The following is a 12,750-nucleotide window of genomic DNA, read 5'->3' as shown; positions in this document are numbered from 1 at the left end:
CGCCGAAAGCCGTGGGAAACCGGGTGCGCTTCGTCATCGCCGTTTCCTTCGCCCGACGTTGCCCGCGGGACTGCCGTGGGCGGCCCGATGTGTCGGGAACGGGGAGTGACCATGGAACTGCGCGAGCTCGAGTGGTTCACGACCCTCGCCGAGACCGAGCACATGACGGAGGCCTCGCTGTGTTTGAACGTCAGCCAGCCCACGCTGTCGCGAGCCCTGGCCCGGCTCGAGCGCAAGCTGGGCGTGAAGCTTTTCGACCGTCATCACAGCGGGCTGCGACTCAACAAGTACGGGGAGATCTTCCAGGCCCACGCTCTACGGGCCATGAGCGAGCTCGACCGGGGCGAGGAGCGGATCGTCACTCTGGTCGATCCGGAGCGAGGCTCGGTCTCGCTCGGATTCGTGCACTCGTTCGGTGGATGGCTGGTGCCAGACCTCTTGCACCGCTATCGCGAGCTCGCCCCGAGCACGTCCTTCGAGCTGCGCGGTGGTGCCTGTGACGCCGTGATCGACGATGTACGTCAAGGGAGCGTCGACATCGGCTTCGTGGCTCCCGAACCGGTCGCGGACGATCTGGAGTGGATCCCGCTCGGGCGCGAGCCGCTGTGCCTCGGTATTCCGCCGGGCCATGCGTTCGAGGGCCGCGATCATGTGGCGATCGCCGACCTGGCGCACGAGCCGATGGTCGCACTCAGGGCCGGGTTCGGTCTGCGGCACGTCACGGACCGCCTGTGCCGTGATGCGGGGTTCAGTCCTCGTGTCGAGATCGAGGTGACCGAGCTCTCCACCCTCCACGCTCTGGTGGCGGCGGGTATGGGTGTGGCTGTCGTGCCCGCACCGACACCGGGGCACACTCAGGGGTCCGTGATCCGCGGCATCCCGTTCAGCGACCCGACCGCCTTCCGGCACTACGGCGCGGTCACCCGGCGGTGCGGGCCGAGCGGCCTGGCCGCGCGGCGCTTTCTGAAGTTCGTCGCGAGGGGCTCGACGCCTCCATCGCAGTCAGGACGATCTGCAGGCGAAGAAACCGTGAGGGAAGCGCTTACGGCAGCCGGGACCCCCTGATCGAACCGGCCGGGCCGGACCCCGTCGTCGGCATGAGTGGCCGCGGGCACGCTAGTGCCCCGGCAGGCAACGTTTGCCCGTTGAGGAGCGCCCGCCGCGCAGCGGCCAAAGACCGCAGCCGGTGCGTGCTCTGGGGGTCCCCCCTCTGGGGGAGTGCCGGCCGGAAGGCTCCGTCGGATGGACCGGACGTACTTGGGCTTTCGGCCGGTGCGGCGAGTGGGGGCACCTCCCACGCCTTTAGGGCAGTGGGGGAGCGTGCCGGGCGTCGCGACGGGGCGAACGTTGCCTGTCGGGGCACTAGCGTCCCGCCCGACCGGCAGAGGGGCAGGCGGCCGTCGGTGCGTGCAGACGGGTTTGCCTGTGCGGGACGTCGGCACAGAATGACCCTTATGAGCAGGCACGCAGCCACCTTTCGATCGCCGACATCCCCTTCGGCCGATCTGTTCGGACGTGAGCGTGAGGTGGCCGCTGCCCGCGAGCTGTTCTCTTCCCACCGCCTAGTGACGCTCACCGGTCCCGGCGGGGTGGGCAAGACCTCGTTGGCCGCCGCGATGGCGACCACACTCGAACGAGCTTTCAAAGGCGGGACGTGGTTCGTCGAGCTGGGTGCTCAACGGAGCTCGGACACCATCGCCGAAACGGTGGCGACGAACCTCGGGCTGAGTGCCGTACCGACCATGGACGCCGAGGAACAACTCCGCCGTCATGTGGCGGGCCGCTCGATGCTCCTGGTCCTGGACAACTGCGAGCACGTCCTCCCCGGATGCCGGCGCCTCGTGTCCACACTCCTCGCCGCCTCCGGTGAGCTGCGGGTACTGACCACCAGCAGAGAGCCGCTGAGGATCAGGGATGAGCGTGTGATCGTCGTCCGCCCCCTGCCCGTTCCTCCGCAAGAGCGGGACGTCACCCTGGGCGAGCTGCGCGAGTATCCGGCCGTTGCCATGCTCGAAGCCCGCGCCAAGGCTGTCAACGATCAGTTCGAGATCACCGAGCACGAGACGTCCGCAGTCGCGAAACTGGTCGCTCGCCTGGACGGGATGCCGCTGGCCATCGAGCTCGCCGCCGCGCGACTGCGGTCCCTGCCGGTCAAGGAGCTGCTGGACCGCATCAACGACCGATTCGCGCTCCTGAATCGGGGCGATCCCACCGCGACGCCGCACCACCGCTCGCTCGACGCGCTGGTGCGGTGGAGCTACGACCTCTGCTCCCGGGACGAGCAGTTGCTCTGGGCGAGGCTGGCCGCTTTCAGCGGCAGCCCCGATCTTGCGGCGATCCAAGCTGTGGGCGGGTTTCCGCCCCTGGAAGGCGCGGGGCTCCTCGACGCGCTCGACGGCTTGGTCTCCAAGTCGATCCTCCTCCCTGAGCTGACGCGGGGAGTCATGCGCTACCGGCTCCTTGAGACGCTGCGGGACTTCGCTCTGGAGCGCGCCCGAGGGAGTGAGGACTTCGTCCACGCTCGGAGTGCGCACGTGGAGTACTACCGGGCGTGGACGACGCACACCGCGAGAAGCTTCTTCGGTCCCGGCCAGGCCGATGCCATACAGCGGGTGGAATCCGATTTCAGTAACCTCGAGCTGGCCTTCAACGGTCTCTCCCGGGACCCGGGTCGCTCCCGTGACATGTTGGAGCTCGCATCAAGCCTTCGCTTCTACTGGATCACCGGCCATCTCCGTGAGGGCCGACGTTGGCTGGAGAGGGCACTCGCCGTGGACACGGCCGAATCCGTCGAACGCGGCAACGCGCTCTGGGTAGCAGCGGCGGTCATGGCAATGCACGGGGAACTGCCCAGGGCCCAAGGTTTCCTGCGAGAGGCCGACGAGATCGCGCGCTCGACCAAGGACCCGAGACTGGCTGCGCACACAGCCACATGGAGAGGTCAAACCGCCCTGACCGCAGGGGATCTCGAGGCCGCCCAGGAAGCCTTGGAGGCGGCATACAGAGGTCACACGGAGCTGTCGGACACGGAAGGGCAGCTGACAACCCTGTTCCTGCTCGGGATGGTCAAAAGTGCGCTGGGAGACCATCAGGGGGCGTCGGACGCCTGCCGGGAAGTCGTCCGCCACAGTGAGAGCCTGGGCGAGACGTGGGTGCGCTCCTACGCTCTGTGGGTGCTGGCGTTCGACGCCTGGACGCGTCAGTCCTTGGACGTCGCGAGTGAGCTGGCCAAACAGAGCCTCGAGCTCAAACACGACTTCCGGGACGACCTCGGCACGGCGTTCGTCATCAACCTGATGGCCGGCATAGCCCTGGACAACCGCGACCCCGAGAGGGCGGCAGAACTACTGGGGGTCGTCGCGGCGCTGTGGACCCTGCTCGACACTGGACTCAAGGCGTTCGGGCCCGTGCTGGCCTCCCGTTACGGAGCCATCGAGCGCGCCGTACGCGACCGGCTCGGGGAAAGTGCGTTCCAACGCATCCACGAGACCGGGCGGCGCCTGGAGCCGGGCCGGCGCATGAGCCTGGCACTCGGCAGTGCCGACCCGGCACCGGAGGACCGAGCAGGCGCAGTGGCCGAGTCCGACCTGCTCACTCGAAGGGAGAGGGAGGTCGCGTCACTACTGGCGGAGGGCCTCAGCAATCGTGCCATTGCCGCAAAGCTTGTGCTCTCCCCGAGAACGGTCGAGGTCCACGTCGAACACATTCTTCGCAAGCTCGGCTTCCGCTCGCGCACGGAAGCAGGCGTATGGGCGGCTCAGGCGCTCGGGGGCGAGGGGTGACGCTTCGGGTCGGCCGACGGGGCCGCGGTGCGGGATCGCGTACCTCAGGTGCATGAGAGACCGCGCAGACAGACGCGCGCCCTCATGGCCGACCTGCTCGGCGCAGCGTCCTGAAGGGCGAAGAGACGGCTCAGCCGGCCCACTCGCCGGTCTCGTCCGCTCCGAAGAGCCCGGCGAACCTCTCGGTGACGGGTGTCACGATCCCGTCCCGCCTGGCCCAGAGGCAAGCCCGCATGGTCGCGGACAGCCGCTGCTCCTCGGCGATGAGCCGCCGGCCAGCGGCCTGAAGGTAACGACCGGCCGGTGTCAGGCTGTCGCCCCGCGGCAACCGAGTGCCTTCGCCGCCTCCGTGATGGATCCGGCGTCCGCAACGGCGAGGAAGTACCTGATGCTCCGCAGATCCATGCGCGGAGTGCATCGAAGCACCAAATCAGCAACATTGGACCAATGGTTGCCTCTCCAGCAAGGTGACTCGTGGCTCGCGGTCCGTATCGACCGGTGGCTTCCAGAGCTGGAGGACAGGTGGCAGAGGAACAACAGGTGATCGTGGCAGGGGCCGGGCCGACCGGACTCCTGAACGCACTCGGCCTGGCGCAGCAGGGCGTCGTCGTCACCGTGATCGAACGAGCACCGGCCTTGCAGGACGCGCCACGGGCGATGGTCTACCACTGGGCCACACTCGACGGCCTGGCTCGTCTGGGTCTCCTCGACGGCGCGATCCGGTCCGGATTCCTGAAGCAGGACTATGCCTACCGGGTGCGTCGGACCGGCGAGATCATCGAGTACGGACTGCACGCGCTCGAGGGCAAGGTGCGGAACCCCTACAACCTGCACTTGGGGCAGGGAGCACTGGCCCAAGTGATCCTGCGGCACTTGGAGACGTTCGAGAACGCCCGCGTGCTCTGGGACCATGAGGTCACCGCGGTCACCCAGGACCGCGACGGCGTCGAGGTCACCGTCCGCACCAAGAGCGGCGGCAAGGTTCTGCGCGCCCCCTGGCTCGTCGGAGCCGACGGCGCCGGCTCCAGGGTTCGCGTCGAGGCCGGGCTCAGCTTCGACGGCATGACATGGCCCGAGCGGTTCGTCGCGACGAACGTGCGCTTCCCCGACGACCGCCCGGGCTGGGCGCAGTCGACGTTCTACGCCGACGACGTCTACGGCGCGATCATCGCCAAGATCGACGAGTCGGGGGACCACGGGCTGTGGCGCTACACCTACATGGAGGATGACGCACTGCCCGCGGAGTCCGCGGCCGAGCGGCTCCCGAAATTCCTCGCCGGCGTGTTCGGGGACGACATCGCACAAGCCACGGAGCTCGTCGCGATCTCGCCCTACCGAATGCATCAGCGCAGCGCGTCCTCCTACCGAGCGGGCCGGATACTCCTTGCCGGCGACGCGGCGCACGCCACCAATCCGACCGGCGGCCTCGGCCTGACGATGGGACTGTTCGACTCCTACGTCCTGAACGAGGCACTCGGCGCAGTGATCCAGCAACGCGCCGACGACGGTGTCCTCGACGTCTACGCCGACCTGCGTCGCCGCGCCTTCCTGGAGAAGGCGAGCCCGCGCGCCTCCGCGAACAAGCGACTGCTCTTCCACTCCTCCGATCCGGTCAAGCTCGACCAGGACCTCGAAGTGTTCCGGCGCATGTCCCGCGACCCCGAGTTCGCCGCGGAACGCCTGTACTTCACCAAGACGTTGGAGACTCCCTCCTTGCTCGCCGCCCAGACCCGTGTCTGACGACAAACGAAGGAATTCGGCATGAACCCCCTCGACGGACTCATCGTCGTCTCCCTCGAACAGGCCGTCGCCGCGCCGTTCGCGACGCGTCAGCTGGCTGATCTCGGAGCCCGAGTGATCAAGATCGAGCGTCCCGGCGTCGGCGATTTCGCCCGCGGCTACGACGAAACCGTCCGCGGGCTGGCGAGCCACTTCGTCTGGCTCAACCGATCGAAGGAGTCGGTGGCGCTCGATCTGAAGAGCGACCACGGCAGGTCGGCCGTTGCGGCTCTGGTGAGCCGGGCGGACGTCTTCGTCCAGAATCTCGCCCCCGGCGCGGCCGAGCGGCTCGGGCTCGGCGCCGAAGCGCTCCGGGCCGACAACCCGCGCCTCATCCACGTCTCGATCTCCGGCTACGGCGGCGACGGACCCTATGCCGACAAGAAGGCGTACGACCTGCTCGTCCAGTGCGAGGCCGGCCTGGTCTCCATCACCGGCACCCAGGACGAGCCCTCGAAGGTCGGCATCTCCATCGCGGACATCGCCTCGGGCATGTTCGCGTACAGCGGCATCCTCTCCGCGCTCATCCAGCGCGGTCGGACCGATGAGGGCGTCACGATCGAGATCTCGATGCTGGAGGCTCTCGCCGAGTGGATGGGCTATCCGCTCAACTACGCCATGTACGGCGGCACGCCACCCGCGCGGACCGGGGCGCGACATGCGGCGATCGCTCCGTACGGACCGTTCCGTTGCGGGGACGGCGAGCAGGTCTTCCTCGGACTCCAGAACGAGCGCGAGTGGGCCACGTTCTGCGACCGGATCCTCGGCGAGCCGATCCTCGCCGTCGACCCGAGATTCATCCGGAACTCCTCGCGCGTGGAGCACAGCGCGCAGCTGCAGGCCGAGATCGAGCGGTCCTTCAGTCACAGCACTGCCGAGGAGGTCGCACAGCGGCTCGAGGCCGCGGGCATCGCGAACGCTCTTCTGAGGGACATGACAGGCCTGGCGAATCATCCGCAGCTCAAGGCCCGAGGACGCTGGCTGGAGTACGACTCACCGGCCGGGACGCTACGAGCGCTCGTTCCGCCGGCGACTTTCGTGGGTGCGAAGCCGGTCATGGGACGGGTCCCGGAAGTCGGCGAGCACACCGATGCCGTGCTTGCCGAGTTCGGAGCCCTGCCGTCGGCAGGGCTCACGGAAAGCCGCAGTCAGGAGCGGGCGATCAGCATGCCGCACACGCATCGGGGCCACGCAGTACAGGCGGCGAGGTCGTTTCTCTTCGTGCCCGGCGATCAACCGGCGCGCTTCGACAAGGCGGTCGACTCCGGCGCCGATCTGGTGGTGATCGACCTTGAGGACGCGGTCGCGGGAGACCGCAAGGACAGCGCGCGCGCATCAGCGGTCGAGTGGCTCTCGCGCGGTGGTCGTGCGTGCGTACGGATCAACGACCCGTCGAGCCCGCTGTACGGCAGCGACCTGGACGCCCTCGCCGACGTCCCCGGGCTCGTCGCCGTCATGCTTCCGAAAACCGACTCGCCTCAGTCGTCGACGGCTGTCGCCGAGCGGGCCGGCGTGCCGGTGATCGCCTTGATCGAGTCGGCGGACGGCATGGTCCGAATCCATGACATCGCCCGCACCCCAGCAGTCGCCCGCCTGGCCTTCGGACACCTCGACTACGCACTCGACCTGGGCGCCGACCCCGGGTGGAGCGCGATGCTCCACGCCCGCTCGTCACTCGTGCTCGCATCAAGGGCAGCCGGGCTGCCAGGCCCCGTCGACGGTGTCACCACGGCGCTGGACGACGCCGAGGTCCTTGACGGGGACTTGAGGAGGACGAAGGAGATCGGCTTCACCGCGAAGCTCCTCGTCCACCCCAAGCAGGTGGCGGTCACCCACGCCGCGTTCCGGCCCGACGAGGAAGCGGTCCGCTGGGCCCGCCGCGTCGTCGCGTCCGCCGCCGGGAGCAGCGCTGCCCGCGTGGACGGACACATGGTGGACGCCCCGGTCCTCGCGCGGGCGAATGCCATCCTGCAGCAAGCCGGCTGACACTCGCACCGGCGTACCGGTGGCGCAGCACGCGGTGCTCGTGGGGCTGCGCGCACCTTCATGCATCAGATGAATCGCTCGACGAACATTCCCGGCCTCGTCAACTCCGGCTCCGGCCAACATCCTTTGTTTACAGGCGATGTCCGTCTTGTGACAGGCAGGAGAAGCCATGTCCCTCACCACCCGACGCCCCAGCGACCTCGACCGGAAGCGCTTCTTCATCGACGGAGAGTGGGCCGACCCGAGCGGCGACCGCGTGCAGGAGCAGATCGAGGCCGCCACGGGTGAGCGCATCGGCGTGGCCGCGATGGGCACGGAAGCGGACATCGACGCCGCCGTCCGCGCCGCCCGGCGTGCCCTGGACGACGGCCCTTGGGGCCGTACCACCGCGGCCGAACGTGCCGAGGTGCTGCGCAGGTTCGCGGACGCCCTCGAAAAGCGCGCCGGGGACACCTCGACCCTGGTCAGCCGCGAGAACGGAATGCCGATCGGGACCTCGCAGATGCTGAACGGCGGTGCGCCCGCCGCCCTCCTGCGGATCTACGCCGACGTCGTCGAGACCCTTCCGCTGGAGGAAGCGCGCCCCAGCCAGGCCGGCTCGACGATCGTCCGCCGCGAACCGGTGGGCGTGGTCGGTGCGATCACGCCGTGGAACTTCCCGCAGGCGCTCGCCATGTTCAAGATCGCACCAGCGCTCGCCGCCGGCTGCACGGTGGTGCTGAAGCCCTCGCCGGAGACCGCACTCGACTCGTACGTCTTCGCCGACGCCGCCCAGGAGGCCGGGCTGCCCGCGGGCGTGCTGAACATCGTGCTCGGTGACCGCGACGCCGGCGCCGCGCTCGTGTCCCACCCGCTGGTCGACAAGATCGCCTTCACCGGGTCCACCGAGGCAGGCCGGGCCATCGGCCAGGAATGCGGACGGCTGATCCGCCGGGTCACTCTCGAACTGGGCGGCAAGTCGGCTGCGATCTTCCTGGAGGACGGGAACGTCGAGACACTCCTCGCCGGCCTGGACAACGCCTCCTTCCTCAACAACAGCCAGACCTGTACGACACAGTCGCGGATCCTCATCGCACGCTCCCGCTACGCCGAAGTCGTCGACGCCGTCGCGGGTTTCGCGGACGCGTTCGAGCTCGGGGACCCCCTCGACCCCTCGGTGACGCTGGGCCCGATGGCCACCCGTGGGCACCTGGAGCGCGTCCTCGACTACATAGAGATCGCCAAGAACTCGGACGCCCGACTCGTCACCGGAGGTGGCCGGCCGGATCACCTGGAGAGGGGATGGTTCGTGCAGCCCACCGTCTTCGCCGACGTGGACAACGCCGACCGGCTCGCCCGCGAGGAGGTGTTCGGTCCCGTCATGGCGCTCATCCCGTTCGACGACGACGATGACGCGGTCCGGATCGCCAACGACAGCAACTACGGTCTCGGCGGCTCCGTCTGGAGCGCCGACGAGGACCGCGCGCTGGCCGTGGCGCGCCGCGTCCGTACCGGCACGATCGGGCTCAACTACTACACGATCGATCTCGGCTCGCCGTTCGGCGGATTCAAGGACTCGGGCATCGGCCGCGAACTCGGTCCGGAGGGGATCAACGCCTACCTCGAGTACAAGTCGGTCTACGCCTCGACGAAGTACCTCCCGGCGTGAGCCGGACACCAGGAACAACGAGAAAGGACGCGCAACCATGACGGACCCTGTCGAGGTCGTCGACGCCTATTTCGCCGGAGTCACCGCAGCCGATCCGCAGGCCGTGGCCGACCTCTTCGCCGCGGACGCCGTTCTCCAGAACGCCGCCGGCACACTGACCGGTGCCGACGCGATCAGGCGTATGTACGAAAACGGCCTCGCGCCCGGTGCGATGAAGCCGAACCCCAAACTGCTTGTCGTCGACGGCGAGAACGTCGCCGTGGAGATCGACCTGATCGCGAACGGCAGTGCCGTGGCACTCGCCGACTTCTTCACCATCCGCAACGGGAAGATCGAGCGCCTCGCCATTTACAGCCTCACCCCTACCGACGGACGTCTCTTCGACAAGGTCGGCGTCGACCCCGATGCGGCGTGACCTGACGCCCCGCCGTACTGGGCGTTTCCCCACCAGTTCACAAGGAGAACAATGAAGGTCGCAGTATTCGGCCCCGCCCGCCGGGTCGGTGTGGTGCACGAAGGCTCCGTCGTCGACATCAACGCCGCGTACGCGAAGTACCTGGCCGAGACCTCGCATGCCGCCCGGCCACTTGCTGAGGCAGCCGCAGCCGTCCCCGATCGGCTCAACGCGTTCATCGAGGAGGGGGCGCGGGCCCTCGACGGTGCGCGGGCCGCACTGGAGTACCTGCTGGACCAGGCGCAGGACGTGCGTGGGGTGACAGGGGAGCAACTCTGGTTCGGACTTGACGAGGTGAGGCTGCACGCCCCGATGGAGGGCCAGTCCCGCATCCTTTGCGCTCTTGCCAACTTCGCCGACCACATGCGGAGCGCGGCTGAGAACTCTCACGGCGAGGACACCGAGGCGACCATCAACCGTCTCCTCGCGGGAGGACCCAAGTTCTTCGTGAAGGACCACCGGGCCGTCTCCGCGAGCGGCGATCCGTTGCGCTACCCGGCCCGCACCCAGCGGCTGGATTACGAGGCGGAGGTGGCCGTCGTGATCGGCAAGGGCGGCCGCGACATCAAGGGCGATGACCTCGCTTCCCATGTGTGGGGCTACACCCTGTTCAACGACTGGTCGGTGAGGGACAACGTCTCCTTCGGCCCCGATTTCATGTACTCGAAGAACTTCGACGGCTCCGCGACGATCGGACCCTGGATCGTCGTCAACGACGGTATCGATCCGCAGGACATCCCCATCGAATGCCGGGTCAACGGCGACCTGCGCCAGAGCGGCAACACGCGTTCCATGGTCCACTCCTTCGCCGCGCTCGCCGAGCATCTCTCCAGGGACACGACCCTGTTGCCCGGTGACCTGATCGCCAGTGGCACGCCCAAGGGCACCGCTGTCGACTCCAGCCGCCAGGAGCCCGACGGGTCATTCCCGGACACGCTGTTCGTCAAGCCCGGTGACGTCGTGGAAGTCTCTTCCGCCCTGATCGGCACCATCCGCAACGAAGTCGTCAAGCCGACCGACTGAGGAGACGACCATGACCAGGGAGAAGTTCGAGGTCGGCGGCGTCCTGTACGACCGCCCCTTCAAGATCCGGCGACTCAACCACTTCGGCATCAGCGTCGACGACACCGCCGAGTCGGCGAAGTTCTACCGGGACGTGCTCGGATTCGCGGTGGCCGACAAGCTCGATCTCCAGAAGACCGACCCGGGCCCCTGGCTCGACGGCCTCCCCGACACGCACGTCTACTTCCTCCGGCACAACAGCGACCACCACACCTTCGTGCTCATGCCGCGCCCGTGGATCGAGCACATGGAACCGCCGGCCCGTTCCGACATCACGGTCAACCAGATCACCTGGCAGGTCGGCAGTCTCCGGGAGGTCGTCGAGGCGCGGCTCTGGCTCGCCGAGCTCGGGCAGAAGATCGAACGCTACGGCCGCGACCCCGGGTCCAACTGGCACACGTACTTCCCGGACCCGACGGGCCACACCAACGAGCTGGAGTACGGCATCGAGCAGGTCGGCTGGGACGGCCTGAGCAAGCCCGAGGTGATGTGGCCGTGGCTCAACGAGCATCCCGAGCTGCCGTACAAGGCGGAGTCGACCGAGCTTGCCGAAGCCGTCGCCGACGGCGTCGATCTGACGTCGGGCCACCGCTGGGTGGATGAGCTGCCGAAGACGTACGACGTCGGTGGCGTCCTGCTCGCGCGGCCGTTCAAGCCGGTGCGGATCGGACCGGTGAGCATCTTTGTCGAAGACCTCGATGCGGCTGAGCGTTTCTACACCGAGCGTCTCGGCCTGCGGAAGAGCGAGGAGTCCTCGATCGCCGGCCACCGCGTCCTCTTCCTGCGGGCGAACACCGAGCATCACAGCCTGACGCTTCTCCCACTGGAACTGCGCAGCGTGCTCGGTGCGGAGGAGGACAGCACCTTGCTCGCCTTCGGCGTGCAGGTCGGTTCCTACGAGCAACTCCGCGCGGCGAAGGAGTTCTTGGAGGAGAAGGGCGTCAAGCTCATCGACCTCCCGCAGGAGATCCACGCGGGGATCGACTACGTGATCCACGCGGTCGCCCCCGACGGGCACGTGATGCAGCTGTACTACTACATGGAGCAGGTCGGCTGGGACGGCCGCGTGCGGCCGGTGGACGAGCGCCGGAAGATCCAGGCCGGCGTGTGGCCACAGACCCTGACGCCGCTCTCCGACACCTACGGCGGCGAGACCTTCTGGGGACCGCTCGGCTGACGTCCTGCCTCGGTGCCATCACCGACAAGGAGCGCAGGCCAACGGGCCGTCCCTGCCGACCGGCAGGGACGGCCCGTATCTCCGTCGTGTGATCGAAGGAGAGCGTCATGGCGTTGCCCTCTGTGTTCGGCCGTCGATGCGCACGAGCCAGTCCCCGAGGCGTGCCGCGACTGTGGCGGGGTCTTCCAGGGGCGAGAGGTGGCCGATCCCTTCGAGCACGTGCAGCTCCGCATCGGGGATCGAGCTCGCCATCTCCTCGCTCAGCGGGAGTGGGGTGATCGCATCGGCATCACCTGCGACGATCAACGTGGGCACCGCGATCTTCGCGATCTCCGAGGTGCGATCGCGCCGGTCCAGCACCGCGCGTTGCTGGGCCGTGAAGACTTGGGCGCCGAGGTCACGCGCCATCGCGGCCGCGAGGGCGGTCACATCGGGGCGGGCCGGCGCGACGGCGCCACTGACCCGGTCCACCGCCTCGTCGAAACGGCCGGACTCGGCCAGTTCGATGACGCTGATCGAACTTTGCCTGCGGTCGGGCGGTGCGGCGATCGCGGACGTGTTCAGCAGCGCCAGTCCCGCGACTCGCCCAGCGGCTTTGAGTGCGATGTCCAAGGAGACGTAGCCACCCATCGAGATCCCGGCCAGGTAGAACCGGTCCGGTGCCTGGGCGAGCACATCGTCCGCCATGGACTCGATCGAGTCCCCGCTGCCTTGAACGACCACGCATTCCACGAAGTCATGGATCCGGTCGATGACCGGCTGCCACAGCCGGGCGTCGCAGCCCAGCGCGGGCACGAGGACCAACGGATACTGGAGCACGGTCGGCTCCCTTTCTTGTCGCTCTGACACATGGCGGTTGAGG

10 protein-coding genes and 1 pseudogene are annotated in these 12,750 nt (G+C 68.2%); 9 read left to right on the top strand and 2 right to left on the bottom strand.

The window, feature by feature from the left end; genetic code table 11:
* The first annotated feature begins 111 nt into the window (after window positions 1-111).
* Window positions 112-1,065, top strand: a complete 954-nt coding sequence (locus Q4V64_RS06180) for a LysR family transcriptional regulator (protein WP_124445817.1) — start codon at window positions 112-114, stop codon at window positions 1,063-1,065.
* A 389-nt stretch (window positions 1,066-1,454) separates the two neighbouring features.
* On the top strand, window positions 1,455-3,782 hold the full coding sequence (locus Q4V64_RS06175) for a LuxR C-terminal-related transcriptional regulator (protein ID WP_253267578.1): 2,328 nt from the start codon (window positions 1,455-1,457) through the stop codon (window positions 3,780-3,782).
* 130 nt (window positions 3,783-3,912) lie between these two features.
* Here Q4V64_RS06175 and Q4V64_RS06170 read toward each other — a convergent pair whose 3' ends face one another.
* Window positions 3,913-4,110, bottom strand: coding sequence for a hypothetical protein (locus Q4V64_RS06170; protein ID WP_172629646.1), 198 nt, complete (start codon window positions 4,108-4,110; stop codon window positions 3,913-3,915).
* Window positions 4,111-4,304: 194 nt separating this feature from the next.
* Here Q4V64_RS06170 and Q4V64_RS06165 point away from each other — a divergent pair, with 194 nt between their 5' ends.
* The 7 genes and pseudogenes from Q4V64_RS06165 (at window position 4,305) to Q4V64_RS06135 (ending at window position 11,888) form a co-directional block, all read left to right on the top strand.
* Complete coding sequence (locus tag Q4V64_RS06165; RefSeq protein WP_253267577.1) at window positions 4,305-5,522, top strand: FAD-dependent monooxygenase; 1,218 nt, start codon at window positions 4,305-4,307, stop codon at window positions 5,520-5,522.
* A 21-nt stretch (window positions 5,523-5,543) separates the two neighbouring features.
* Window positions 5,544-6,701, top strand: a pseudogene (locus Q4V64_RS06160) (CaiB/BaiF CoA-transferase family protein); the annotation flags it as partial.
* 27 nt (window positions 6,702-6,728) lie between these two features.
* The gene (locus tag Q4V64_RS06155) at window positions 6,729-7,547 is read left to right on the top strand and encodes a CoA ester lyase (RefSeq protein WP_172629648.1); all 819 of its coding nucleotides are present in this window, start codon (window positions 6,729-6,731) and stop codon (window positions 7,545-7,547) included.
* A gap of 169 nt (window positions 7,548-7,716) precedes the next feature.
* Entirely contained in the window at window positions 7,717-9,195 is a 1,479-nt protein-coding gene (locus Q4V64_RS06150; RefSeq protein WP_124445813.1) for an aldehyde dehydrogenase, read from the top strand.
* Window positions 9,196-9,232: 37 nt separating this feature from the next.
* Window positions 9,233-9,610, top strand: a complete 378-nt coding sequence (locus Q4V64_RS06145) for a nuclear transport factor 2 family protein (protein WP_124445812.1) — start codon at window positions 9,233-9,235, stop codon at window positions 9,608-9,610.
* Between the two features lie 51 nt (window positions 9,611-9,661).
* Entirely contained in the window at window positions 9,662-10,672 is a 1,011-nt protein-coding gene (locus tag Q4V64_RS06140; RefSeq protein WP_124445811.1) for a fumarylacetoacetate hydrolase family protein, read from the top strand.
* A 10-nt stretch (window positions 10,673-10,682) separates the two neighbouring features.
* Window positions 10,683-11,888, top strand: coding sequence for a VOC family protein (locus Q4V64_RS06135; RefSeq protein ID WP_124445810.1), 1,206 nt, complete (start codon window positions 10,683-10,685; stop codon window positions 11,886-11,888).
* A gap of 105 nt (window positions 11,889-11,993) precedes the next feature.
* Here Q4V64_RS06135 and Q4V64_RS06130 read toward each other — a convergent pair whose 3' ends face one another.
* Window positions 11,994-12,707, bottom strand: coding sequence for an alpha/beta hydrolase (locus Q4V64_RS06130; protein WP_253267576.1), 714 nt, complete (start codon window positions 12,705-12,707; stop codon window positions 11,994-11,996).
* Window positions 12,708-12,750 lie beyond the last annotated feature (43 nt).

Source organism: Streptomyces sp. NL15-2K, from assembly GCF_030551255.1.
Classification (GTDB): domain Bacteria; phylum Actinomycetota; class Actinomycetes; order Streptomycetales; family Streptomycetaceae; genus Streptomyces.
The sequence above is the reverse complement of the archived record's forward strand: the minus strand, read 5'-3'. Positions and strand labels throughout refer to the sequence as shown.